This window comes from Candidatus Foliamicus sp., from assembly GCF_965221325.1.
In the GTDB taxonomy this organism is placed as follows: domain Bacteria; phylum Pseudomonadota; class Gammaproteobacteria; order Steroidobacterales; family Foliamicaceae; genus Foliamicus.
The window spans coordinates 2,236,740-2,260,076 of the sequence record NZ_OZ244880.1 but is presented as its reverse complement, the minus strand read 5'-3'; the positions used below and the strand labels follow the sequence as shown (position 1 = coordinate 2,260,076).

Genomic DNA, 23,337 nt, shown 5'->3' with positions numbered 1-23,337 from the left:
TGCCGCGCTATTCGCTGCTTCGAGGCGCCTCCAAAATGCAAACCATGCTTGACCGGTTGACCCGGGTTGAGGGTTCCGTCCCGCTTTCCCTGCGCGCTGGGTGGGGCATTGGCGCACTTGGAGTGGCGTTGTTGTTCAACACTTACTCCACTCTGTTACTGTTTTATCTGACGAACATTGCAGGTGTAGCGGCAGGTGTGGCGGGCCTGCTTCTGGCAATCGCCAAAGGTTATGACTGGGCTACCGACGTGCCAATGGGCATTGTCAGCGATCGTACGCGCAGCCGTTTCGGTCGGCGTAGGCCATGGTTGCTTGTAGGCGCTTTTGTATGCGGACCCGCATTCGTAATGCTTTTCTCGACGCCGACGGACGTGTCCGACACTGTCAAGGCGGTTTATGTGTTGGGCGCCCTATTGCTCTTCAACACCGGCTACACGCTGTTTAACGTGCCACATCTTTCCATGCCGGCGGAAATGTCCGATAACTATGACGAACGCACCGCGATCATGTCATTTCGGGCCATCGCCATTGTCTTGGGCACGTTTGCGGTGGGAGGCTTCGCACCACGTCTGGCGCAGCAGTTCGGTGGCGGCATACAGGGCTACGCGATCGTCGGATGGACCTTGGGGATAACAGCCACCGTAGCGATGGTGGCCTGCTTCGCGGGCACGGCTCGGGCGCGAGCCACCAAGCATGTCAAGGCACGCCAAGGTGTCAGGGGCCAGTTCCGCACCGCGATCCGCAATGTTCACTTCGGAAAGCTTGCGGTCTTCAAGATGCTTACACTGTTGGCCACCGGAATTGCACAAGGAAGCGTATTGTTTTTTGTGACCGAAATCCTCGGTCACTCCCAGGGAGTCATGCTCTTTTACGGCTTGGGGTACGCATCGGTCTCGCTGGTTGCGGCACCGGTCTGGGCGAAATTGTCGCGCATGACAGGCAAGCATACCGCACTAATCATTGCGACTTTCGGGTTCATGGTATTCGTCATGTGGTGGTGGATTGCGGACCCGGGCGAGCCCGTCGAGCTGCTTATCCTGCGGTCCATGGTGTTGTCATTTTTCGCCATGGGCAAGCTGCTGCTGGGTATGTCACTGTTGCCCGATGTCCAGGAATACGATTATCTGAAGACCGGGCTGCGCCGCGAGGGCGTGTTCGCCGGAGCCTATAACATGGTGGAGAAAACGGCTTTTATCGCAGCGCCGCTGGTGGTGGGGCTTGTCCTGCAGTGGCTGGGCTACGAGTCCACGGTGGATGATATAGCCGTGGATCAGGATCCACGTGCCCTAACCGGTATCCGCGTGTCAATCGCCGCCATTCCGGCAGTATGCAACCTGTTTGCCGGCATCATCCTGATGCGCTGGACACTGACCCGCGAATATCTGGAGGAGCTCCGCGCCAAACGCGCGGCCACCTGACCGCCGGCGCAAGGCGCGCCGGCGGAAAGCGGATTCCCGCGCGGCCTAGGCGGCCTGGCTGGTCTCGACGGCGCGCGCCGGGGTGGCCGGCATCAGCGGGATGGGGTCAATGACCCAACCCTTGGTGTCGCGCCGCGCCGGGCTCGGTATGGCGAAGGCCGTGTGCTGCTCCAGCGCGCGAACCTTGTCGGTATCGATCCGCCAGCCGCGCGCTTCCCATTCCTTCAGCCGTTCCCGATAGCGCCCGATCGGGTAGTCCGAGGGCGTGAACAGCTCCTTGGTGTTGACCCGCGGCGTGATTTTCGGGTGTAGGGTCTTCAGCACGTCGCGGTCCTGAAACGCAACATACTGGTTCCGCTCCATGATGGTTTCGTCGAACATCTCCTCCAGCATGAAGTTGCGCATGTTGATGAGGAACAGCCGCGTGCTGTCTTCGTCGATAGGCGCTTCGTAGAGATACTGGTAGATGTGCATGACCGGCGTGGGATTGATGAAAGTCCACACGCTGGCAGGGCCGTGGTGGCCCGTGCCCACCCGCACGACGCGGTTTTCGGTCTCGCCGGAAGCTTCGCGCATCTTCTTTTCGGCCAAGGGCGGCGCATACACCTCGTTGAAGAAGCCCGTGCCCCAGTCGGTTTCGCGCATGTCCAACTCGCGCACATGGTAGTTCTCGTCCAGCCCTTTCATGCCGTGGGTGGGGTGCACGAATTCGTTATGCGCCGGGTCGATACCGTTCTCGATGGAGCGCTTGTAATTGATGTTCCATTCGAATTCCTGGATGGTGGATGTCCAGCCCTCCTGGCCCCACTCGTTTACCTCCAGGATGGGGGGGCGCTCGTCTTCTTCGAGGTCACCAAGGAAGCAGTAAACCAGGCCGTAGCGCTCCGTGACGGGGTAGGAGTCCACCCTTGCGCGGCCCGGAGGCTTGGCTTTCATCCCGATCGACGGCACGCGCACACACTGGCCTGCGCCGTTGAAGCGCCAGCCGTGATAAGGACATTGCACGCAACTGTCGGCCACCAGTCCATCGGCCAGCGAACCGCCGCGATGGCAGCAGGTATTGCTCAGGCAATGGGCCTTGCCTTTCTCGTCGCGCCATAGAACAAAGTCCTGCCCTAGTATGCGTCTCTTGACGGGCTCGTTTTCAAGCTTGGCGGACTGTACCGCCGGATACCAGAAGTTGATGAACATGCCGATTCTCCCGGACTATAGTGAGATCAGTTTATATCGGAACTGTCCACGGATCGTATCGGAACAGTCCCAGCGATTCTTCGTTGCGGTTGTTGCCCTGGGCGAAACGATCGGTATCCGCGGCGAAGAAGCGGTGGATGATTTCCGCCGACTCGTCCATTACCAGCGTGGTGCGCTCCACCCGCGCCGCCTCGTAGCGCCGCAAGGCCTCGGCCACATCCGCCGAGGCAGCCAGACAGCGCGCCAGCACGACCCCGTCCTCGATCGCCATGACTGCGCCCTGGCCCATGAACGGCAGCGTGGGATGGGCAGCGTCGCCGAGCAAAGACACGCGGTTCACGCTCCAGAATTCCAGCGGCCGCCGGGAAAATAGGCCCCACTTGTAGCAGAGCTCCGGCGGAGTTGCGCCGATTATCGACCGCACCAGAAGATGGAATTCGCCAAATTCGCCTAGCACCTCCGACACCTCGGAACGCTGCGACCAGCTCTCTGTCTGCCAGTCGTCGCGCCGCACAAACGCCACGTAGTTGACCGTTTCTGCGCCGCGAATGAGGTAACGAACAAACAGGTGGCCGGGGCCGATGTAGATACCCGAGGGTGGATCGACGGCTTCGGGCGGCACCGCCGTGGCAGGTGCCAGCCCGCGCCATGCGACATAGCCGGTGAACTCGGGCGATTCGCTGTCGTGCAATGCCGAGCGCACGGGGGACTTGACGCCGTCGCAACCCACCAGCAAGCGGCCGGTGGCGCTGGCGCCGTTGCGGAAGTAGGCGCGCGCCTCGCTCTCGTCTTGCGTAAAGCTTTCGAATTCGTGTCCGAGTCGTATGCATTCCGGGTCGTTGGCGAGCACTGCGTCAGAAAGCATTTCGTGTAGATCGGCGCGATGGATTTGGTAATAGGGCGAGCCGTATTCCTGGCGAGGCAGATCGCCGCGCTCTATGCGCACCAGCACACGCCCCGTCTTGTAGTGATGCACGGCCTGATAGCTCGGTATGTCGGCGGCGTTCGCCAAGCTTTCTTCCAACCCCAGGCCGCCGATTCCCCTGCTGCCGTTTGGGCTCAGGGTCAGCCCTGCTCCGACTTCGCCCAGTTCCGGGGCCTGCTCGTACACCCGCACCGGAATGCCGGCGCGCTGCAGCGCCAAGGCGCAAGTCAAGCCGCCGATTCCGGCCCCGATCAGTATTACTGGACGCTCATCCATATTCCACATCGCTTTGCGGCAATTCGGGCACGCAAAACAGCTTTCTCGCCAGCTATTCTATGCCGCCGCGTATTACACGGCCGACTTCCGAGACCAGGTCGTCCGGCCCTTCAAGAGAACATCCTGCAACGCCGAAGCTGAAGGCCCGCGTTGCGTCGCAGGATAGAATGCGCGTGTGGTGTTTCGCGGGAATTTCTCATGCGCAAGTTCAACTTCATGGCCGGTATCCTGGCCGGTCTCATCCTGATGTCCGCGGCCGAGGCGCAAACCGTGCTGATTACCGGCTCGAATCGCGGGATCGGGCTGGAATTCGCCAAGCAATACGCCGACAAAGGCTGGACGGTAATCGCCACCCATCGCCGCGACATTACGCCCGACACTCTGGCCGAACTCGAATCGCAGCACGAGAACGTGCGCGCCGAAAAACTGGACGTGACCGACCATGCCAGCATAGATGCGCTGGCGGCAAAGCTGGATGGTGCGCCGATCGACGTGCTGATCAACAACGCGGGCATTACCGGAGATTTCACCAAACCCAAGCCGCAATCTCTGGGTACGCTCGACTACGACATGGCGGTGCATTTCTTTCGCACCAACGCGCTGGGCGCGCTGAAGGTCAGCGAGGCATTCCAGGACAATGTGGCGGCCAGCGATCAGAAGAAAATCGTGGCGATCAGTTCGCTGGCCGGTTCGTTTGAAGGCGAATCGGGAGGCAAGGGCGGAATCTATTGGTACCGGTCAAGCAAGGCGGCGCTTAACATGATGATGGTGGGCGTGGCCGCCGATTCCAAGCGCAAGGGCATTACGGTGGCCTTGCTTTCTCCCGGCACCGTCAAGGTCGAGAAAGTGGCCGAAATGGTTGACCGGATGGGAATGAAGGGCTTTCTGGAGCCCGCCGAGAGCATTGCCGGAATGATCGAGGTGATCGACGGCCTTAAGCCCGAAGACTCCGGCAGCTTCATCCGCTACAACGGCGAACCTCAGCCTTTCTAGCCGGCTCCGGATGCCGGCTGCACTGTCCCCCCATGGGAGGGGTTGCGGCTATAATCCGTTGCTTGCCAAGGGCTTGGCCCAAGGAGGAAGGCTATGAATTTCGAGGAATATGTTCCCGCCGCAATCATCGCAGCGGCGATTTTGGGCGCATGGTTTGATCTGCGCCGTGAAGTCGGGGATATCCGGCGCGAAATCGGGGACGTTCGGCGCGAGGTCAGCGGGCTGCGCGGGGAACTCTTCACCCTCAACGGTCGCGTAAGCCATATCGAGGGCCTACTGTCGCCCCAAACACAGGACCCGCCGCCAAAGCCCAAGCCGGCCTGATTTAGCCGCCGGCTAGTCGATCCGGCCCGGCGGATCAGAGGAAGGTTACGCCGCCGTCCACCATCAGCGTCTGGCCGGTTGTCATGCCACTCAAGTCGCTGGCCAGCCAGAGTACCGCGCCCACCACGTCGCCGGTCTCAAGCGGCTTGCGTATGGCCTGTTGCGATGTCGTGGCTCCGACCGCTCTTTCGAGCTTGTCGCCAAAGAAGTCCGCCGATGCCGGCGTCGATACGATATTAGGGGCCACTGCGTTTACGCGCACGTTGTAACGGCCCATCTCTCTCGCCAGTCCGCGCGTCAGCCCGATCACGGCGGCTTTGGAGGTCGTGTAATGAATCACGTTAGCCATGCCGTAGGTGGCCGCCAGCGATGCGATATTGATGATCGAGCCGCCTTGCCCGGATTGCATGTGCGGCGCTGCGGCACGGCAGGCCAACCACACGCCCTTGACGTTTACCGCCATGGTTGCGTCCCATAGCTCTTCGGCAACCTGGTCGAATCGCTGCAGCTTGAGATTGCCCCACAATGCGGCGTTGTTGACCAGCACGTCGATGCGGCCCTGGGCTTCCGCCGCTCTGGTGGCCATGGCTTCAAGGTCCGAAAGCGAGGTGACATCGACCTTGGCCGTGAGTGCCTTGCCGCCGGCTTCCTTAACCAGTTCGGCCGTTTCGGAGCAATCCTTGAGATCGCAGAGCATCAGGCGGGCGCCGCGCCGCGCGAATTCCACCGCATACGCCTGGCCAAGCCCACCGGCCGCCCCCGTGATTACGACGGATTGATCATCGAATCGCATTCAAGCATCCTCAACTCCCACAAATCGACTTGCGATGCTAGCATTTTCCGCTCATGTCCGCCCCGCCACCACGCGCGTCCAGCCCGCCGCTACCCTCCACGACACTCATGCTGCTGCGCGGCGCACGCGGCGGCATCGAGGCGCTTATGCTGAAACGGCCGGCGCGCGCAACGTTCGGCGGCGCCTGGGTGTTTCCCGGAGGTGTGCTGGACGCGCAGGACCGCAATCCGGCACTCTACCGCCGCTGTCTGGCCATGGAAAACGCGGCAGCCAGCCGCGTGCTATCGGTGCACCGCGATGGGCTGGCGTACTGGATAGCGGCGATCCGCGAGACCTTCGAAGAGACGGGCATGCTCATCGCGGTGAACTGTTCCGGCCAAGCTCTGCGCGCCGCACCGGGCGCGCGCCGGGCCCTCACTGCGGGACATGCCGGGTTCGCCGATCTCTGCCGCCGAGGTAACTGGCGTTTCCCGGCAAGGCGCCTGCATTACGTCGCCCACTGGATAACGCCCCGATTGGCGCAGCGCCGGTTCTCGACGCGGTTTTTCGTTGCCGCCGCCCCGCCCGGCGCCACAGCCCGCGCCGACGGGCAAGAGGCTTTGCGGGTGCGGTGGTTCAGTCCTGCGCTGGCTCTGCAAGGGGATAGTGCGCTGGCGCCTCCGACCCGCCACTTGCTGCGCGCGCTGGCCGGAATGAACAACCTTGATCAAGCGCTGGACTGGGCCCGCAGGGTTGGCAGCCGCTCCGTTACGGCGATGTGCCCTGAGGTTCGGCGAATAAACGGCAAGCTGATGTCCTGCCTGCCCACGGGAGAGGTGCTGGGACCGTTCACGATGGAGCGCTCCCCGGCGTCGCTACGCTCCAAGGCGCCGCCCACGTTCCAGCCGCCTGCGCCCCCCGAGCCGCTGCAAGCTTCCGGTTCCAGCGCAGTCGGCAGTGGCGCCCAAGCTGGCCGGCGCAGCGCCAAGGACGGCTGAGAGGCGACCATGCCTGTTCCGCGCAAGCCCATTCGCCCTGGCGAAATCGTGCGGCTGGCGCCCGACATCCACCGCATAACCGCTTTCAATGCGGGCATGATGACCGGCCCCGGCACCAACACCTGGATACTGGGTGAGCGCGACCTGGCAGTGCTGGACCCGGGCCCCGCATCGCGCAAGCATGTTGACAACCTGCTTGCCAAGGCGCCCGGACGCATTCGATGGGTGTTGGTAACGCACACCCACGCCGATCATTCGCCTGCCGCCGCCTTGCTGGCTGAACGCACCGGAGCGACCGTCATTGGCCCCGCGCCGCCGCCGGCCGGGCGGCAGGACCGCAGCTTCCGGCCCTCGCAGCAGCCCGGACACGGCGAGCAGGTGGAACTCGGAGGAGTAGTTCTCAAGGCCGTCCACACACCTGGCCATGCCTCCAATCACTTCTGCTGGTGGTTTGCCGCGCACGGTGTTCTGTTCACGGGCGACCACGTAATGCAGGGCTCTACCGTAGTGATTGCTCCGCCTGACGGCAACATGACGGACTACATGCGATCCCTGCGCCGTGTGCTCAAACTTCCGCTCGAAGCGCTGGCGCCCGGTCATGGCCATTGGATCGACCGACCGCGTGCTGAAATTGCGGCGCTCATCGCTCACCGCGAGGCGCGCGAGGCCAAGGTGATGGCTGTGCTGGATAGAATCGGGCCCGTGGCCTTGGGCGAACTTGTCCCGCGCGTTTACGATGATGTTGCCGAGCGGCTACATTCCGTGGCTGCCCTGTCCCTGGAGGCGCATCTGCACAAACTTGAGGCCGAAGGCAAGGCTCGTTGCCGCACAGGTCGGTGGCGAGCCAGCGCTCAGCATCTACCATGAGCGCGATCATCGTGCGCCCGGCGCACTCGCAAGATGCGCCCACCATAGTCGAGTTCAACATCGCGCTTGCCCGGGAATCGGAAGGCTTGCGGCTTGATGCCCGCACGGTGGCGGCGGGGGTCTCCAGGATCTTCGCCGATCCCGCCTTGGGGCGCTATTTCCTCGCAGTATCCGCCGAGGGTCTGGCGATAGGACAGTTGATGATCACCACCGAATGGAGCGATTGGCGCAACTGCATGATCTGGTGGCTTCAGAGTGTATATACTGCGCCAGGCCACCGCGGGCGCGGCGTATTCCGCAGGCTTTGCAAGCACGTGCTTGAAGAGGCCGGCCACAATGGTTGCCTGCTGCGGCTCTACGTGGAGCGCGAGAATGCCAAGGCGATTGCGGCTTATCGGGCGCTGGGGTTTCGGCCCAGCGGCTACGCAGTGATGGAATGCGGAGACGTCGCATGACCGCTTTGCAGTTGGGGCGGATCGCGGGTCTCCTGCGCAGTGTGGTGGGCTTCAAAGTGGTTTGGCTCAGCACCGTCTTGGGGGCTGCCAATGGCGCCTACTGGCTGGGTCTTGCGGCCCTGCTGGCGTTTGCGGTGGTGCAGATTGCCTTTTCCCGCGCACGCAACTGCGAATTGGCGGTGCTGGGAACCGGACTGGCGCTCGGCTTGATTCTGGAAACCATTGTTCACAAAGCCGGGTGGATACTCTACGCGCCGGGCTGGCCACATCCTGTTATCGCGCCGGCATGGATTCTTGCGCTGTGGGGATCGTTCTCGTTGATGAGCATAGATGGCCTTGCCTGGCTGCGCGGAAGACGTCTGCTTGCGGCAGCGCTGGGCGCCTTAGGCGCTCCTTTTGCCTATTTCGGTGGGATCACTCTGGGCGCCGGATCGGACGCCACACTGGCGTTCTATATCGCGGTGGGTGTGTTTTATGCCGCCGTAACGCCGCTACTTGTGGAAATGGGCGGCGCGCTCAAGAGAAAGGGCGGCTAGGCCGCCCCCGGGGGGAGGAAAGATACCGGGGGCGGCCAGACCCTGTTCCCGGGATTTGGGGGAGGTCTCTCGGGAGGGGAGAACCGGGAACAAGGTTGCCGCTGCTAGGATTATTCGGCTAGATGCCTAAAATGGATGACATGGCTGCCAGCGGGGCGACAAAGGCCACTGCGAACAGAACGGCCTCACCGATGACGCCCAAGTTGCCGGCGCCAGCTTTCGAAATCAGTGTCATGGGTCTTGCTCCTTTGCATCGCTTCTTGATGCAGGGATAAAGATACGGGCGCAGACGTTTTTTTCTTCTCTCCGAGGTAACGTTTCGTAACATTTTGTAACGGGCCGGCCGATCGATCCCAGATCGGCGAATCCGGCCATAAAATTCATCCGTCATGCCGGCGCGCATCCTGCTTATCGACGACGACGCCAAGCTTGGAATGCTGCTGCGGGCCTACTTCAGCCGATTCGACCTGGAGCTTGAATCGGCTCTTGAAGGAGACGCGGGAATGCGCAAACTGGCGTCGTTCTCGCCGGATCTCGTGATACTGGACGTGATGCTTCCCGGGCGCGATGGCTTCGAGCTATGCCGCGCAATACGCAAGTCCAGCAGCGTGCCCATCATCATGCTCACGGCCCGCGGCGATGTTACCGACCGCGTGGTGGGACTGGAGGTGGGCGCCGACGACTACGTGGCCAAGCCCTTCGAGCCGCGCGAGCTTGTGGCCCGCATCCAGACCATCCTGCGCCGGGTTCAGCGTGCTGGCACCCCGTCCGGCGGGGCTGTTCATGGCCCACTCAGGCTCGACTTCGATCGGCGCGAGGCGCTTCTGCAGGGTGCGCCGCTCGAGCTCACGTCCATGGAGTTCAATCTCCTGCAACTGCTGGCGGCCGAACCAGGCCGGGTGTTCACGCGCGACGAAATACTCGCGGAACTGCGCGGCATCGAGCCGAACATCTTTTCGCGCTCGGTGGACATCAATATCAGCCGGCTGCGTCAGAAGCTGGATGACGACCCCTCCAATCCGCGTTTCATTCGCACCATACGCGGGGTTGGCTACGTGTTTCTCAGGACGCAGGACGAGACATGAGCGGCCGCTTCGTAAGCGCGCTTGCCTGGCTTGCCCGCAGGCCGATTGCCGCCTGGCGCTCGCTGCCCGTGCGCTTGATTCTGATATTTTTTGCCACGCTCTTTTTGATGTCATTGGGTGCCTTCATCGGCACGGAGATTTTTCCGCGCGAGCGCAATCCGGTGATGATGCGCGTCTTCATCTATGGCGTTTGCGTGGCGGTGGTGGGCGGCTGCTACCTGGCGGTGCGGCGGCTGTTCTATCCGCTGGAGGACATCCGCATCGGGGCGCGGCGAATCCGGGAAGGACAGCTCGACTATCGGATTCCGATTCGCCGGCAGGACGAGTTGGGGAGGCTTTCGCAACGGATCAACCAGTTGGCAGACGAAGTCCAGCGCATGCTGGGCGGACAGCGCGAACTGTTGCTGTCATTGAGCCACGAACTGCGTACGCCGCTTACGCGCGCGCGGCTGGCGCTGGAGTTCATTCACGACAAGGAGGTGCGTGCGCACCTGGAGTACGACCTTTCCAACATGGAACGCATGATCGCCGAACTGCTGGAAGGCGAGCGCCTCAATACCCGCAGTCGCGAATTGTCCCGCTCGCGCGTGGACCTCAGCAAGCTGATGGCGGATGTGATGCGGGGCGATTTCCCCAATGACCGCCACCGCGTGACCCTGACCCTGCCGCCGGCGCCTGCGGTTTTGAGCGTAAACCCTCCGCGCCTGCGCATGCTGGTGCGCAATCTGGTGGAGAATGCTCTGCGCTACAACCCGGCGGATGCCCTGCCGGTGGAAGTAAGCCTCGCCATGGAGGAAAACGTGGCGATTATCCGGGTCAAGGACCACGGGCCGGGTATCGAGCCGCAACACCTTGAGCAGGTCACCCATGCCTTCTACCGCGCCGACCCGTCGCGCGGAGCAGGCACGGGGCGCCACGGGTTGGGGCTCTACTTGTGCCGTCTGATCGCGGAGGCCCACGGCGGCGGTGTCGAGGTAGCGAGTCCGCCGGGTAGCGGCGCCTGCATAACTGTTCGCATTCCGGGTGTGGCGCCGAGCTGAAGACGCGTAGCGTGCAAGGAAGCGAATCTCCCTGGCCGCCTGGGCACGTTCGCGCCCGCTGGCGGTAGTTTGAAGGTGCTGCAAAATATTGCATAATTCCGAGCCGGCCTGCCCTAGTGGCTGGTTATCCCCCGCTTGAGAGGAAATCTAATGAGATTCAGATTCGCCGCGTTTTGCGCGCTTGCCGTGGGCGTGATTGTTGCGCCGCGCCCTCTGCCTGCCCAGGTAGGCGCATTGGAAGAAATTATCGTAACCGCCCGTAAGCGCGAGGAGTCCGTGCAGGACATTCCGATCGCAGTAAGCGCGTTTACCTCCGACGATATCCGAGAATTGGGACTGGGGTCCATGGACGACCTCGCCCTTTACATCCCAGGCTTTTCGTTTCACTCCGGCTTCGGGCGCAATGCAGCCTTGGATCGCCCGGCAGTGCGCGGTCAAACCACCATACTTAACGGCATTGCCGGCGTTAAGGCGGTGTCCACTTTCGTAGATGGCGTCTACGTAGGCGGACTGGTGTCTTCGGTTGACCTGGCCAATATCGAACGCGTGGAAATCATCAAGGGTCCGCAGTCCGCGCAGTATGGCCGGGGCACCTATGCCGGCGCCATCAACTACGTCACCCGCCGGCCCACCGAAGAGCTGGCAGGCGAAATCTCCGTCGGTGGCGCGCAGCACGAATCGTACAACGTCAATGCCTGGGTCAGCGGACCGCTGGTTGCGGACCGCGCGTATTTCCGGCTTTCCGCGGGCTACACGCAATACGGAGGCGAGCACGTCAATACCGTTACCGGCGAGGAAGTCGGCGACGAGGAAACCATGAACGTGGCGGCCAAGCTGATCTTCACACCCAGCGAGAATTTCGAGGCCACCCTGGCGGTCGCCTACCAGGAAGTGGATGACGGTCACTTCGCCGTCGCGCTGCAGGGCCGCGACTTCAACAACTGCTGCTTCCGGGGTGCGCCTTCCGGCAGTCCCGACATCAGCGGCGTGACCGGTCCGCGTGCTCGGGAGTACTACCAGGGTGAGGCGCAACGCAACCTTCCGGTGGCCTTGTTGACCGAAGAACTGGATGCCGCCGGTGGCGCGGGCAATCGCCTGGAGCGCCTGCAGACATCGTTAACCATGCACTACGATTTCGGCAACGATTGGCGGCTGTCCAGCCTCACAGGCAATATCGACGACGAAGCCGACAACTTTCTTGACGGAAGCTACGGCGGCTATGACTTTGGCGTGGCCTGGGTGCAGGGACTTCCGCCGTTCCTGCGTCCCACTCTGGGACGAACCTTCTGCGTAATCATCGGTTTCTGCGGAAACTTCCAGCGCATGTTGCGCTACGATCAGTCCGATTTTTCCCAGGAACTGCGCTTGGTCTCACCGTCCGACAGATCGCTGCGGGCGACAGTAGGGCTCTATTACTACAAAGGCAAGAGTCACGAACTGCTCGACTCCAAAGTTGTCACCGAATCTGCGGCATCGCTCGGTTATGGCCTGGTGGCCGGGACGGTGTTGCCCAACTCCACTTTCGATCTTGACGACGTCACCAACACGGCGGTGTTCGGCGGTCTCGAGTGGGACATCAACGAGAAGTGGTCGGCCACCGCGGAGGCGCGCTGGGCCCAGGACGACGTGACGGTGCGAGTCTATAACGCCAGAGACGCCAGCGACCTCACGAGCGAAAACAGCGACAAGTTCGATTCGTTCAATCCCCGCGTTACGCTGAGCTACCGACCGAACGAGGACGCGAATCTCTACCTCAACATCTCCAAAGGCTCCAAGCCGGGCACGTTCAACGATCAGGTGCCCATAGGCCCCGATGGACAGCCCGATGAGTCATTCCGCGCCGTGGAGGAGGAAGAGGCCTGGAACTACGAAATGGGCTACAAGAGCCGGCTCTTGGACGGGCGCATGGCCCTTACAGTGGCCGCCTACCGTACCGAAGTCACCGACCAGCAGTTCACCACCGTCATCGAGACCGCTACCGGCACCAGCGCCTCGCTGATCGACAATGTCGGCGAAACCGAGATCAACGGACTGGAAGTGGAGGTCGAAACCCTGCTGACGGACGCGCTTACGCTTAACGTCGGGTATTCCTGGACCCAGGCGGAGATCACCCAGTGGATCAACTCCGACCAGGCCGACTTGCTGGGCGCCAACGGGTCGTTGTTTGACCTGGACCGCTTGGGCTCCGTGGCCGGCAAGACAGTGCCGCGGATACCCGAGCATACCGCCGCGCTGGTGGCCCGCTACGACGGCGCGCAGATGGCCTCGGGATTTTCCTGGTTCCTGGTGGGGGACGTGGTCTATGAAGGCTCGCGGTTCAGCCAGGTACACAACCTGATAGAAACCGGCGCCATTACGCGGGTCGGCTTGCGCCTGGGCGTCAACCGCGACGCGCTGGAAATCTCGCTGTGGGCCAAGAACCTGTTCGACGACGATACCCCGCTCGACATTCTGCGCTACATCGACCGGCGCGACGGCGGACTGCCCAGCCCCGCAACCATCCCGGGCGCTGTCACCGGCGAATTGGGCAATCCGTCCAGCACGCCGCGCGGATTCGCGGTTACGCTGCCGCGTGGGCGCCAAGTGGGTGTGACGCTGAACTACAGGTTCTAGAGTAATCTCGCGGGAGGGAGCGGCAGACGCCGCGTCCCTCCCGCGACGATCCAGCCATCATTATTCGCTCGGCCCTAGTCGCAGCCCCGGCCGATCAGATAAGCAGCAGGGGATGCTTCAGATAGGCAACCGCCACCACGTAAGAAAACAGAGCCAGCGCCAGGCAGAAGAACAGCTTTCTCTGGCCCGTGGTGGCGGCATAGTGCAAGCCCAGGGCTCCGCTCACGATGTAGAGCGTAACGGCGGCGAGCTTGCAGATCAGCCACACAGGCAAGGGCCACAATCCCAGGTTGACGGCCAGCCAGAGCGCGCTGCCGAACAGAATCGTGTCGTTAATATGCGGTGCTACACGCGTGACGCGATGACGCAGCAAGGGCGAACGGCGCCACATCCACACGCCGCGCAGCACGAAACCGCTCAGGCTTGCGGCCGCCGCGAGGAGATGCACCCACAGAGCGAAGGGGTAACTCACAGCGGCGCGTATTTTAGGCGCATTGCGCAGTTTTCTTGCGAGCGCAGGCTTGGAATCGGTCGAGCCGTCCGGGCATGGGCTTGTATTACTGCGCCCGAGCAAGTACGGGCCGCTTAGTGAAGCGCCTGCCCTACAGCGACGCGCGCTCCGCCATTGCCGATGCCTGCAAGCCGGGACCGGAGGAACGGATTCCGGTCGCGCAGGCCTTGGGTGCTGTGGCGTCCCGGCCCGTTATCGGCACGCTGGCTTCGCCGGCCTTCAACAACGCTGCGATGGACGGCTACGCGCTGTGTTCGCACGATACGGAAGGTGCCACGCTGCAATCGCCAGTGACGCTTGCGATTGCGGGCGAACTCAAGGCGGGAGCTTATGCAGAAGCGCCACCGCCGGAAGCGCGCTGCGCACTGCGGGTGGCGACGGGCGCGCATACACCGCCGCCGCTGGACGCAGTGCTGCCCTTGGAGCAAGCCGACGTAATCGATCGCGACAGCGCGAGGCTGTTGCGCTTGCGGCAACCGGTGGAAGCAGGACGCAACCTGCGGCGTATGGGCGAAGAATATGCTTCCGGCGCGACGTTTGACTTTGTTGGCCAACGCCTTCACGCCGGCCACATGGCCCTGCTGTCGGCGGCTGGAGTGGACGCCTTGCATGTCCGCATGCCGGCGTCGTTGGCCCTGTTTACCACCGGAGGCGAGGTGCGCCCTCCCGGCGCGCCTCTGGCTAGTGGCGAAATCCCCAATGTCAACGCTGCCTGGCTTGCCGCCTGGTGCGCCGAGCGGAGACTGCCTGTCACGCTGACCCGCCACGTGGCCGATGATCCCGCAAAACTGGCGCAGGCATTTCGAGACGCGCTGGATTCCGGCGCCCGGGCACTGGTTTCCAGCGGCTCCGCATCGGTCGGGAAGCGCGATGTTCTTCGTCAAGCGCTGCAATGTCTTGACGCCAATGTCGTGTTTCATGGTGTTGCCATGCGCCCCGGCAAGCCGGCCCTGTTGGCGCTGCTTGATGGCCAAGTTCCGGTTTTCGGGCTGCCCGGCAATCCCCTGGCTACCGCCGCCGGGATGCGCTTCCTGGCCTGGCCCGGCATGCGTGCCTGCATGGGAATGCGCGCGGAGGAACCGCGCCAAGCCACCCTTGCCGCTCCTTGCGAATTGCGCGCCGGCCACACGCACTTCCTGCTGGCTCGGCGCACGGGACGCTCCGGCGAGGTCACGCTTGTACAGCCTCAGCGCCCCGCGCAGGCCAGTGCACTGGCGGCCGCGGATTGCTGGCTGTGCGTGGAGGGAGGTCGTTACGAAGCGGGCGCGCCCGTGGACTGCTATTCCCTCTGATCCGACATCGGCGCGCTGGCCGTGCTATTCCCCCTGCGCCGCGTTGCGGAAATGCTTGAGGCCGTAGAGCAGGAAGATGCCCGCCACCGGTGCTGCCAGAGCACCGACCAGTGCGATCGAGCGCCCCACTGCTTCGTCGTATCCGAACACACCGTCTATCACCAGGCCCACCGCTGTGGGTCCAGCCGCGGCGGACAGTATGTTCAGAGCAAGCATCCAGACCGCCGATACCGTGGCCCGCAACTGGTTCGGCGCGACCAACTGCAGCGCCGCCGGGCCGCTGGCCACGGCGAAGCAGCCGAAAAATGCGTAGGGAACCATTAGAGCCAGCGTCCAGAAACCACTCTCGAGCTGCGTCGTGATCAAGCACAGTGGAGTGAGCGCCGCGGCCGCCACAATACCTACCAGAAACGGCGCGTCCACGCGCCCCCTGCGGCGCAGGAAATCGGTAAACCAACCGCCGGCAAGCACTGCGGCCGGCGAGCAAAGCAAGAGAATCCAGCCCATCAGCCGGCCTGCCTCGGAAGCGCTGTAGCCCAAGTTGCGAATCATGTGCGTCGGGCCCCACAGCAGGATATTGGCGATCGGCGCGGCCAGAATGGCAAACCCGAAAAAGTGGGCCAGGAACATGCGCCAGCGCTCCGAAAAAAACCGCGCAACTTCCGGCCAGGGTATCTTCTGATCCACGCCCTGCATCAGGCCCTGCCGGACCGGTTCGCGTATGGTCAGCGCCAGCAACGCCACCAGCACACCGGGCAGGCCCACGATCATGAACGCCAGTTGCCATGGCCTGAACTGAGTCAGGAAGGCGGCCAATCCCGGGGGCAGGCGTTCGAACGGAATGGCGGCGACCAGTTCGATTACCTGCGCACCGACCAGAAACGCGACCCCCGCGCCGATAAACGCGGCGCACTGGAACACGCCCAGCGCCGTGCCGAGACGTTCCCTGGGGAAGTAGTCGCTGATGAGCGAGTAGGCGCAGGGCGACAAGGTGGCTTCGCCCACGCCCACGCCCACTCGGGCCAGCGCCAGGTGCCAGAAGTTGCGGGCCAGACCGCAGGCCACGGTCATTGCGCTCCAGAGAAAAATTCCGGCGCTCACGATCAGCTTGCGGCTGCTGCGGTCGGCCAGCCGGCCTATCGGCAGGCCCATCAGCGCATAAAAGATCGCGAAGTAGAGTCCTCCCAACAGCCCGATGGCGAAATTGGAAACTTCCAGGTCGCGCATGATCGGCGGCACCAGCAGCGACAGTATGAGGCGGTCCAGAAACGAGAAGATGAACGCGATCATCAGCACGCCCACGGCGTACCAGGCCACGAGCGGGGACGGACGGCCGGAATTCATGTTCACGCGTACAGCGCCAGGGAGTCGGGGCAGGCCACCCTCACAAGGGGCGAGATAGCCTCGCCGCGTTGGTCCTCAGCGCGCGATGCGGCACGTCTGGCGCTGCGTTACGGCGCCGCCTGGAGCCGCAGGTGGGCTACTGGCCTTTTTCCAGGTCCACATCGGTTTGCGGGTCGCCGGTGGGGAGGCCGAGGAGCAGCTTGCCGGTGGGCGTCAGGCCATTGTCCCAATGCACTCCGCCGTGCGTCGAAATCGTGCGCATGTCGCGGAAGTGGCGCTGCACGGGATTGTGCCCGGTTTGCGCGGTAACCCCCATCATGTTGGCGAGCCGCGTTATGGAACTCAGGCAAAGCTTGGCCGCCATGGCTGGCTCACGGCGGATGCGCAAACGGTCAATGCCTCTGATCGTCTTGCCCGCGCTGCCGGCTTCGTGCAGGAACTCCATCAGGTTGTCGATGATCAGGTCCGCAACCCGTAGCTCCTCGTACGATTCCGCCACCCGGATCTGAACGGGAATCTGTTCGACCACGCTTTCGCCGAACATCTGGCCGGTGCGTTCCCGGGTCTGCTCCAGATAGTGCTCCATGCCGCCGCGGGTGGCGCCCAGCATGGGACCGCAGAGCAGCGTGTAGAAATACTGCGACAGCTCGACGCGATAGATATAGCTTTGGTGCAGTTTGGCGCCCGGCGGGTCGGCGCCGGCTAACTCGTCGGACAGGACGGTGCGATACTCGGGCACGAACAAGTCCTTCACCAGGATGTCCTTGCTGCCGGTGCCCTTCAGACCCTCGGCGTGCCAGGTGTCCACAATTTCGTAATCGCCCGGCAGAAGGTGCGCCATGCGAAATTTCACCGTGGAACCTTCGGATGAGCGGCCTTGGACGTTGTAGCGTCCGCCCACGACGGCGCAGTCGGCGTGATCCACGCCGCTTGCAAAACGCCACTGACCGGACAGCAGGTAGCCGCCATCCACCGGCTCCATCTTGCCGCCGCCGGCAAACGCGGTGGCGATCACCGCGTCCGGGTGGTCCGGCCAGAACTCTTCCTGGGCACGCTCCGGGAAGCGGCCCAGCAGCCAGGTATGGGACATCACCACCGAAACCACCCAGGACGTGGACCCGCAGCCGCGGCCCAGTTCACGAGACACATCCATGTGGGCGCCCCAATCCATCTCGAAGCCCCCGTAACGGCGCGGGGTGAAGATCTTGTGGATGCCGGCCGCTTTCAGGTCGTTCACCGTTGCCTCAGGCAGGGTGCGCAACTCGTCGGTGGCCTGTGCTCGCTCACGCAGCGTCGGCACCAGCTTGCGGGCCTCAAGCACCAGTTCCTCCGTGGTTGGAATATAGCTGGGCTGCGCGCTGGACGCCGCCGCTCTCTTGGTTTGCGCCACAGTCAAACTCCTCGCTTGTAATTTCCTTAATAACGTTGCTGCCGCCGGGCTCCTGCACAACGGCACAGGTCGGCAAGTTTAGCTGCAAATCCCGAGCGGGCGCCGACTCCGCTTTACTAGCATACAATCACGAAAGGGAGGTTCCTGCATGAATCCATACGGTCGATCGTTGAAGCTTCGGCGCTTGTGCATGCCGCTCGCCGCTCTGTCCGCTGCCCTGGCCCTGCAGCTTGCGGTGCCCAATGCCAAAACTGCGACGGCCGCGAAAGCGGCGGGCAGTGGCCCCAGCACAGTGCTGATTACCGGCTCCAATCGCGGCATAGGGCTGGCCTTCGCCAAGCACTATGCGCAGGACCCCAACTGGAGCGTCGTCGCCACCTGTCGCCGCCCCGAACAGGCGGAGGAACTCAACGCGCTAGCTGCCGAGCATGAGAATTTCGAGGTCGCACTGCTGGACGTAACCCGCGAGGATCACATTGTCGATCTTGCCGAGCGGCTTGCAGACCGACCCATCCACCTGCTGATCAACAACGCCGCGATCCTGGGCCCGCTGCCTGAGCAGAGTCTGGGCGGTCTGGATTACCCTCGCTTCGAGCAAACCATGGCGGTTAACGTGTTCGGCCCGCTGCGGGTTTCGGAAGCGCTGGCGGACAACGTCGCCGCGGCCGGCGGCAAGATAGTGGCCCTTACCAGCGGCCTCGGCTCCATGACGCTGATGGGCCGCATGCAGGGCATGTATTTCTATCGAATGAGCAAGTCCGCGCTCAACATGGGCTGGCGGGCCCTGCGCACCGACCTGAAGCCGCGCGGGGTGGCCGTATTGCTGGTTGCGCCCGGCCAGGTCGACACCAGCCTGCTGCGGGAATCCGGCTACCGGGGTCCGGCACTGGCGACGGACGAAAGCGTGGCCGGCATGGTGGAAATTATCGCCGCCGCGACGGTTGACGACCCGGGCCTGCCGATCAATGTGGATGGACAGGTCATACCCTGGTAGGAGGTACGCAATGAACAAAATTAGTCTTTCCCTGATTGCCAGCGCCGCCATGGCGGCGTCTTCCCTGTGCCTGGCGCAGCCTAGCGGCGATTCGCAGTTCAGCGGCGCCAGCAGCGGCCTGGAAGGGCGGGAGCGCGAACTGGGGTTGGCGCTGGGGGTGGTGCTCAAGACCATGCACGAGGACGAGTCGTACGTTCACGAAATCAATGACGCGCTGGTGAAGGCGCTGCTGTCGCAAATGCAGTTCGCCAAGGACCGCGGCATGATTGACGATCTGATTGCCCACGAAGTGAAGACGCTCGATCCCTTGCTGAAACGCATCCGCAAGCACTACCAGCGCACCGGCGACCTGGAGATGGTGATGGTCGGCATGATCGACCGCACCTCCTGCCACTACCAGCTCGTATTCGAGACGGAGAGCAAGCCGGGCTATCGCGCCTGGCAGTCGCCCTGGTCACGGGTGCTCACCCAGACTCGGCGGCTTGGCCAGCATGACCTCACCGAGGATGAGGTACACGACATCTGGGTGCGGCAGCGCCTGCAGGCTTACGCGGACGTGATCGGCGTGGGCCTGGAAGTTTCGCCTGTCGGCGATGACGGCCGCGTTTGGGTGCGCGCAGTTGAGCGCGACATGGCCGCCGCCAGCGGCGGTCAATAGGCAGCCCGATTCGCTGAAAGTCAGGCGGCGTCCCTGGCAACTCGACGCGGGCTCCCGTGACGGGCCGCCAAGGCAGGGAGCGTAGGGGCTGCTAAGGCAGGGTGCGGACGCTGGCCGGTCTTGTCGGCTAGCCGGCCGCGAGACTTCGGAGAACGCCCACGAATACCGCGCTCTCCGGTCGCGCGTTGCGCTGGTGGCCGGGTTCGAACGAACGCCATAGCTCCAGCCGCAGACGCCAGACCTCACCGCCACCCGATGCGGAGGGCAGCGACCGCTCGTAGCCCAGAGCCAAATCTTTCTGCCGTCCCGAGGGCTTGGCGCCAAGCAACGCGATTTCGCGCAACACACCGCCGGCGCGTGTGCGTCCAACGGGGTAGTCCAGTTCCAGGTGACCGGATTCGTTTCTCAGCGGCTGCATGACGGCCAGCCAAACACTCTCGGTTCGCTCCGGAACCGGGTTGCTCCAACGCAGCGCAGCGCTGTACGCGCTGCTCGAAATGCGCCGCATGCCGCGCACCAGACCCCGACCGGCTTCGCCTGCCGTGTATCCGCCTTGCACGGCCGCCAGCAAGTGCAGCCCGCGGCCAAGCTGGCGTACCAGGTGCATGCGCGTAAACCAGGTGTTGCCCGAGAGTTCGCCATAGGCGCCGCTGGTTCCGGCGCCTAGCATGCGTTCCGATTCCCGCAACATGCCCAGTTCCGCCGCCCATGCCAGTGCGCCGCCGGCCACATTCAGGCCCAGAAACGCCCCTCTAGCGCGCCCTTCCGCCATCAATCGTTCGCCTCGCGTGACGCCGGAGTTCTGAAGGAAGAAGCCACTGTGCAGCTTGGCGCGTCCGCCGCCGCCCGCAAGCGTGTGCGCCATGCCCAGCCCCGCGGCGCCCAAGCCAATCCAGGCATTGGCAAAGCCGGGCGTTGGCGTCGCGGCGGAAAACTCGTCCCCCATCTGATCCTGGTCAAGCGCCGCCGCCAGACCCACGGCCGACGATAGGGTCAGCGAACCCAGCGCCGCGGCCGGAATCCCGGAGCTCGCCGCGCCTCTGTCCAGAAACCGCAAAAACCTGCGGTCCGCGCGCAGCCCGCCATCGAGCGGCCAAGGCGCATGAAATGCAGTCATCGGCGCAAAGAACGGCGCGTTCAGACTGTCGAAAACAGCCAGTTCCAACCCGGCAAGTCCTTCATGCAGGGCGTCTCCCCAAGCGCCGCCTGCGGCAATGGCGCTGTTCTGTATCGGCGCCGCGGCGCCGTCCAGACTCCCGCCGAGCGAAGCGCGCGTCATGCCGAACGGCCGCGTGGCCTTCTCGACGTCAAGCAGCCCCTGTCCGTAGGTGTCCTGATCCGCGTAAATCCCTGTCTTGTCCGCGGCCGCGAACAGCCGGCTCACCATTTCGGTGGAGCCCAACTGGCCGCGAAAGGCTTCTTCCATCAGCGCCAGGGCGCCCGCCACCTGGGGCGCGGCCAGCGATGTACCGCTTGCCGACAAGTAACCTTGGCTGCTGCCCGCGGCCGGGGCAAAAATTCCCGAGCCGGGCGCCGCGATGCAGTAATCCGCCGCCACGCCGCAGCGGTTGGAATACGAGGCGATCGTTCCGCTCGGGCCGGTTGCCACAACCGAAATGAAATGTCCTTGCAACTCGGGGAAATAGTGCGGAGTGGCTGCGGTTAGATTCGGCGACGAAGCGTCGGCCAGGTTTCCCTGGGCGTCGCGCCTGCCGCGCGAGTTGCCTGCTGCCCAAACCAGGATGATTTTTTCCGAGTCCGGCACATCGGCCTGCGCCATACTCTCCACGGTGCGCCCGAACGCGGCACGGTACTGGGCCGCGGTATAGTCGGTCACCACGCCTTCATAGCCGAAACTGTGGTTGATGATCCGGGTGGCGCTACCGAATCTGCGGTAGAGCCCCTGGCCCTGTTCGTCCAGGCTGCGGAACGAAGCCGGGTTGCTCAAGTCCACGGGTCGGTACACGGGCGGAGCGGTTCCCAGCCGGATGCCGAGCACCAGCAGCTCGGCGTCGTGGGCCACTCCATGCATCAAGTTGCCGGATTTTGCAGCCGCGATGACGCCGCCCACCGCGGTTCCGTGCGATCCGGTATCGCGAATTGCGCTGAACGAACAGTTTCCGCCGGGGCAGCTCTGCGAGACCACGCCCGAACTGGCATGGAGCTTTCCGGCCAGCGCCGAGTGACTCGGGTCGGCGCCCGTGTCGATGACTCCTACCGTTACCCCTGCGCCCGTATAGCCGCGGGCATAGGCATAGTCCGCCCCGATTGCTGACAGGCTCCATTGATTCTGGAATTCCAATGACTCGGCAAACGAGGCGCGCTCGTCTTCCTGCGCTGCGCTCAGACCCGGTTCGTCGGGGAAACTCAGGGGGTCCGGCCCTCCCGGGCTGGGCGGAGTTACGGTCGGCGGCGCTGGCGGCTGCTGGGTTCCACCGCTGCCGCCGCAGGCGGCCAGCCCCACAACCGAAAGTAGCAGGCAAACCGCGTGGAATCTGCTCATCATCTCAATCACCCCCGAACAACTGCGGTCTCATCATCTTATTATTATTGGCCCGGCAGTATAGCAATCGGCTTGGACTGCCGACCCAGGCGAGGAAATACGCTTATGCAGAATCGCATTCATCGTACCACCGCTGTTTCGCGCAAATCGCGCGACCGGAAGCCCATTGCGTGGCTGGCCGGCTTGTTGGGCAGTCTTGCGCTTGTCAGCGCGGCCGTTGCGGCGCCCAACGCATACAAGACGGTATGGGGACCTTACGCGGTGCAGGTGATCGACAATCACATGCTTCCCGCCGAACCCGGGCAGCGCAGCTTGCGGGCGCGCATTGCCTATCCCGACGCCGACGGGCCATTCCCTCTGGTGGTTTACTCGCACGGCTTCAATTGCTACCGGGAAAGCTATTCGGGGCTGACTGATCACTGGGCTTCGCACGGCTATGTGGTGGTGCTTCCGGAACACCCCGACTGCCCCACGGCGGAGGCCAGGATGACTCCCGAAGACATTCGCAATCTGCTCTATATCCGGATTTCGGATGTGGGACGAGTTCTGGAAGCCCTGTTTGCGCAGGATCAGGAGATTCCGGGCCTGAGCGGCCGCATCGACTTCGAGCGCAAGGCGGTGGCCGGCCACTCGTTCGGCGGAATGATCGCTCAGGTGGTTTGGGGCCAGCCACTGAAAGACCTGCACAGCGCGGAAAGGGTAAGTTACGCGCTGGGTTTTGACGCCGCCATCGTTATGAGCGGCGTAGGCGAAATGCCGCCAATGGCCGATGGATCCTTTAACGAAATTCCCGGCCCCGTCATGGTTACCGGAGGTACCCTGGATCTCGGCAATATCGGCGGGCCCACCATCTATCCCTGGGAGTGGCGCATGGCGGCCTATTCACTAAGCCCGCCCGGGCGTAAGTACTCGGTGGTGCTGGAGGAGGGCGACCACTATCTCGGCGGGCTGATCTGCCGGGACGATCGTGGCGGCCCCGACAATCGCGGAGGCGCGCATGACGACGAAGGGTTAACGATTCTGGCTGGAGCGACGACTGCCTTCCTGGACGCCTGGGTGAAGAACGACCGCGACGCCAGGCGTTTCCTCGAAGATTTCGAACAGCGCGCCGCGCTGACCGACGGGCGCGCCCGCTTCGCCCAAAAGTAAGCG

At 63.5% G+C, this 23,337-nt stretch carries 22 protein-coding genes; 14 read left to right on the top strand and 8 right to left on the bottom strand.

Features of this window, described 5'->3' with window-relative positions:
* The first annotated feature begins 35 nt into the window (after positions 1–35).
* A complete protein-coding gene (locus ACWCOO_RS09725) occupies positions 36–1,418 on the top strand; it encodes an MFS transporter (RefSeq protein ID WP_446830782.1) in 1,383 nt (460 codons plus the stop codon).
* A 45-nt stretch (positions 1,419–1,463) separates the two neighbouring features.
* On the opposite strand, the gene ACWCOO_RS09720 is transcribed toward ACWCOO_RS09725, so the two are convergent.
* Positions 1,464–2,609 (bottom strand): Rieske 2Fe-2S domain-containing protein, encoded by a 1,146-nt coding sequence (locus ACWCOO_RS09720; RefSeq protein WP_446830781.1) that lies wholly within the window; start codon positions 2,607–2,609, stop codon positions 1,464–1,466.
* Positions 2,610–2,640: 31 nt separating this feature from the next.
* Positions 2,641–3,810, bottom strand: a complete 1,170-nt coding sequence (locus ACWCOO_RS09715) for an FAD-dependent monooxygenase (protein WP_446830780.1) — start codon at positions 3,808–3,810, stop codon at positions 2,641–2,643.
* Positions 3,811–4,008: 198 nt separating this feature from the next.
* Here ACWCOO_RS09715 and ACWCOO_RS09710 point away from each other — a divergent pair, with 198 nt between their 5' ends.
* Both ACWCOO_RS09710 and ACWCOO_RS09705 read left to right on the top strand, forming a co-directional pair.
* The gene (locus ACWCOO_RS09710; RefSeq protein WP_446830779.1) at positions 4,009–4,803 is read left to right on the top strand and encodes an SDR family oxidoreductase; all 795 of its coding nucleotides are present in this window, start codon (positions 4,009–4,011) and stop codon (positions 4,801–4,803) included.
* A gap of 93 nt (positions 4,804–4,896) precedes the next feature.
* Positions 4,897–5,127 (top strand): hypothetical protein, encoded by a 231-nt coding sequence (locus ACWCOO_RS09705; protein WP_446830778.1) that lies wholly within the window; start codon positions 4,897–4,899, stop codon positions 5,125–5,127.
* Between the two features lie 34 nt (positions 5,128–5,161).
* On the opposite strand, the gene ACWCOO_RS09700 is transcribed toward ACWCOO_RS09705, so the two are convergent.
* Entirely contained in the window at positions 5,162–5,920 is a 759-nt protein-coding gene (locus tag ACWCOO_RS09700; RefSeq protein ID WP_446830777.1) for an SDR family NAD(P)-dependent oxidoreductase, read from the bottom strand.
* Between the two features lie 53 nt (positions 5,921–5,973).
* On the opposite strand from ACWCOO_RS09700, the gene ACWCOO_RS09695 reads away from it, so the two are divergent.
* Genes ACWCOO_RS09695 through ACWCOO_RS09680 form a run of 4 tightly spaced genes read left to right on the top strand, consistent with a single transcriptional unit; the run spans position 5,974 to position 8,755 of the window.
* On the top strand, positions 5,974–6,897 hold the full coding sequence (locus ACWCOO_RS09695; protein ID WP_446830776.1) for an NUDIX hydrolase: 924 nt from the start codon (positions 5,974–5,976) through the stop codon (positions 6,895–6,897).
* Positions 6,898–6,906: 9 nt separating this feature from the next.
* Complete coding sequence (locus ACWCOO_RS09690; protein ID WP_446830775.1) at positions 6,907–7,764, top strand: MBL fold metallo-hydrolase; 858 nt, start codon at positions 6,907–6,909, stop codon at positions 7,762–7,764.
* Positions 7,761–8,219: an N-acetyltransferase family protein gene (locus tag ACWCOO_RS09685; protein WP_446830774.1), complete on the top strand. Its 459-nt coding sequence runs from the start codon at positions 7,761–7,763 to the stop codon at positions 8,217–8,219. The genes ACWCOO_RS09690 and ACWCOO_RS09685 overlap by 4 nt, the downstream gene beginning before the upstream one ends.
* Positions 8,216–8,755: a DUF2878 family protein gene (locus ACWCOO_RS09680; RefSeq protein WP_446830773.1), complete on the top strand. Its 540-nt coding sequence runs from the start codon at positions 8,216–8,218 to the stop codon at positions 8,753–8,755. Before ACWCOO_RS09685 ends, ACWCOO_RS09680 begins: the two co-directional genes overlap by 4 nt.
* A 118-nt stretch (positions 8,756–8,873) precedes the next feature.
* Here ACWCOO_RS09680 and ACWCOO_RS09675 read toward each other — a convergent pair whose 3' ends face one another.
* On the bottom strand, positions 8,874–9,146 hold the full coding sequence (locus ACWCOO_RS09675) for a hypothetical protein (protein WP_446830772.1): 273 nt from the start codon (positions 9,144–9,146) through the stop codon (positions 8,874–8,876).
* Here ACWCOO_RS09675 and ACWCOO_RS09670 point away from each other — a divergent pair.
* The 3 genes from ACWCOO_RS09670 (at position 9,145) to ACWCOO_RS09660 (ending at position 13,493) form a co-directional block, all read left to right on the top strand.
* Positions 9,145–9,840, top strand: a complete 696-nt coding sequence (locus tag ACWCOO_RS09670; RefSeq protein WP_446830771.1) for a response regulator — start codon at positions 9,145–9,147, stop codon at positions 9,838–9,840. The two genes, ACWCOO_RS09675 and ACWCOO_RS09670, sit on opposite strands and share 2 nt — an antisense overlap.
* Entirely contained in the window at positions 9,837–10,880 is a 1,044-nt protein-coding gene (locus ACWCOO_RS09665; RefSeq protein ID WP_446830770.1) for an ATP-binding protein, read from the top strand. Before ACWCOO_RS09670 ends, ACWCOO_RS09665 begins: the two co-directional genes overlap by 4 nt.
* Before the next feature lie 150 nt (positions 10,881–11,030).
* Positions 11,031–13,493, top strand: a complete 2,463-nt coding sequence (locus ACWCOO_RS09660) for a TonB-dependent receptor (RefSeq protein WP_446830769.1) — start codon at positions 11,031–11,033, stop codon at positions 13,491–13,493.
* 94 nt (positions 13,494–13,587) lie between these two features.
* On the opposite strand, the gene ACWCOO_RS09655 is transcribed toward ACWCOO_RS09660, so the two are convergent.
* A complete protein-coding gene (locus tag ACWCOO_RS09655; protein WP_446830768.1) occupies positions 13,588–13,965 on the bottom strand; it encodes a SirB2 family protein in 378 nt (125 codons plus the stop codon).
* Positions 13,966–14,081: 116 nt separating this feature from the next.
* On the opposite strand from ACWCOO_RS09655, the gene ACWCOO_RS09650 reads away from it, so the two are divergent.
* Positions 14,082–15,296, top strand: a complete 1,215-nt coding sequence (locus tag ACWCOO_RS09650) for a molybdopterin molybdotransferase MoeA (protein ID WP_446830767.1) — start codon at positions 14,082–14,084, stop codon at positions 15,294–15,296.
* A gap of 24 nt (positions 15,297–15,320) precedes the next feature.
* Here ACWCOO_RS09650 and ACWCOO_RS09645 read toward each other — a convergent pair whose 3' ends face one another.
* Positions 15,321–16,640, bottom strand: a complete 1,320-nt coding sequence (locus ACWCOO_RS09645; RefSeq protein ID WP_446832041.1) for a spinster family MFS transporter — start codon at positions 16,638–16,640, stop codon at positions 15,321–15,323.
* 136 nt (positions 16,641–16,776) lie between these two features.
* Positions 16,777–18,030 carry an acyl-CoA dehydrogenase family protein gene (locus ACWCOO_RS09640; protein ID WP_446830766.1) on the bottom strand — a complete coding sequence of 418 codons (1,254 nt, stop codon included), beginning with the start codon at positions 18,028–18,030 and terminating at the stop codon, positions 16,777–16,779.
* A gap of 148 nt (positions 18,031–18,178) precedes the next feature.
* Here ACWCOO_RS09640 and ACWCOO_RS09635 point away from each other — a divergent pair, with 148 nt between their 5' ends.
* Positions 18,179–19,024 carry an SDR family oxidoreductase gene (locus ACWCOO_RS09635; protein WP_446830765.1) on the top strand — a complete coding sequence of 282 codons (846 nt, stop codon included), beginning with the start codon at positions 18,179–18,181 and terminating at the stop codon, positions 19,022–19,024.
* 10 nt (positions 19,025–19,034) lie between these two features.
* The gene (locus tag ACWCOO_RS09630) at positions 19,035–19,682 is read left to right on the top strand and encodes a hypothetical protein (RefSeq protein ID WP_446830764.1); all 648 of its coding nucleotides are present in this window, start codon (positions 19,035–19,037) and stop codon (positions 19,680–19,682) included.
* A 127-nt stretch (positions 19,683–19,809) separates the two neighbouring features.
* Here the strand turns inward: ACWCOO_RS09630 and ACWCOO_RS09625 are convergent, their stop codons facing one another.
* Positions 19,810–22,188, bottom strand: coding sequence for a S8 family peptidase (locus ACWCOO_RS09625; RefSeq protein ID WP_446830763.1), 2,379 nt, complete (start codon positions 22,186–22,188; stop codon positions 19,810–19,812).
* A gap of 102 nt (positions 22,189–22,290) precedes the next feature.
* Here ACWCOO_RS09625 and ACWCOO_RS09620 point away from each other — a divergent pair, with 102 nt between their 5' ends.
* Positions 22,291–23,334, top strand: a complete 1,044-nt coding sequence (locus ACWCOO_RS09620; RefSeq protein ID WP_446830762.1) for an alpha/beta hydrolase family protein — start codon at positions 22,291–22,293, stop codon at positions 23,332–23,334.
* Positions 23,335–23,337: the final 3 nt, after the last annotated feature.

Excerpts from the sequence above, each read along its gene's own strand:
- ACWCOO_RS09725 (WP_446830782.1), top strand. The coding sequence starts at position 36 with ATGCAAACCATGCTTGACCGGTTGACCCGGGTTGAGGGTTCCGTCCCG.
- ACWCOO_RS09720 (WP_446830781.1), bottom strand. The coding sequence starts at position 2,609 with ATGTTCATCAACTTCTGGTATCCGGCGGTACAGTCCGCCAAGCTTGAA.
- ACWCOO_RS09715 (WP_446830780.1), bottom strand. The coding sequence starts at position 3,810 with ATGGATGAGCGTCCAGTAATACTGATCGGGGCCGGAATCGGCGGCTTG.
- ACWCOO_RS09710 (WP_446830779.1), top strand. The coding sequence starts at position 4,009 with ATGCGCAAGTTCAACTTCATGGCCGGTATCCTGGCCGGTCTCATCCTG.
- ACWCOO_RS09705 (WP_446830778.1), top strand. The coding sequence starts at position 4,897 with ATGAATTTCGAGGAATATGTTCCCGCCGCAATCATCGCAGCGGCGATT.
- ACWCOO_RS09700 (WP_446830777.1), bottom strand. The coding sequence starts at position 5,920 with ATGCGATTCGATGATCAATCCGTCGTAATCACGGGGGCGGCCGGTGGG.
- ACWCOO_RS09695 (WP_446830776.1), top strand. The coding sequence starts at position 5,974 with ATGTCCGCCCCGCCACCACGCGCGTCCAGCCCGCCGCTACCCTCCACG.
- ACWCOO_RS09690 (WP_446830775.1), top strand. The coding sequence starts at position 6,907 with ATGCCTGTTCCGCGCAAGCCCATTCGCCCTGGCGAAATCGTGCGGCTG.
- ACWCOO_RS09685 (WP_446830774.1), top strand. The coding sequence starts at position 7,761 with ATGAGCGCGATCATCGTGCGCCCGGCGCACTCGCAAGATGCGCCCACC.
- ACWCOO_RS09680 (WP_446830773.1), top strand. The coding sequence starts at position 8,216 with ATGACCGCTTTGCAGTTGGGGCGGATCGCGGGTCTCCTGCGCAGTGTG.
- ACWCOO_RS09670 (WP_446830771.1), top strand. The coding sequence starts at position 9,145 with ATGCCGGCGCGCATCCTGCTTATCGACGACGACGCCAAGCTTGGAATG.
- ACWCOO_RS09675 (WP_446830772.1), bottom strand. The coding sequence starts at position 9,146 with ATGACGGATGAATTTTATGGCCGGATTCGCCGATCTGGGATCGATCGG.
- ACWCOO_RS09665 (WP_446830770.1), top strand. The coding sequence starts at position 9,837 with ATGAGCGGCCGCTTCGTAAGCGCGCTTGCCTGGCTTGCCCGCAGGCCG.
- ACWCOO_RS09660 (WP_446830769.1), top strand. The coding sequence starts at position 11,031 with ATGAGATTCAGATTCGCCGCGTTTTGCGCGCTTGCCGTGGGCGTGATT.
- ACWCOO_RS09645 (WP_446832041.1), bottom strand. The coding sequence starts at position 16,640 with ATGAATTCCGGCCGTCCGTCCCCGCTCGTGGCCTGGTACGCCGTGGGC.
- ACWCOO_RS09635 (WP_446830765.1), top strand. The coding sequence starts at position 18,179 with ATGAATCCATACGGTCGATCGTTGAAGCTTCGGCGCTTGTGCATGCCG.
- ACWCOO_RS09630 (WP_446830764.1), top strand. The coding sequence starts at position 19,035 with ATGAACAAAATTAGTCTTTCCCTGATTGCCAGCGCCGCCATGGCGGCG.
- ACWCOO_RS09625 (WP_446830763.1), bottom strand. The coding sequence starts at position 22,188 with ATGATGAGCAGATTCCACGCGGTTTGCCTGCTACTTTCGGTTGTGGGG.
- ACWCOO_RS09620 (WP_446830762.1), top strand. The coding sequence starts at position 22,291 with ATGCAGAATCGCATTCATCGTACCACCGCTGTTTCGCGCAAATCGCGC.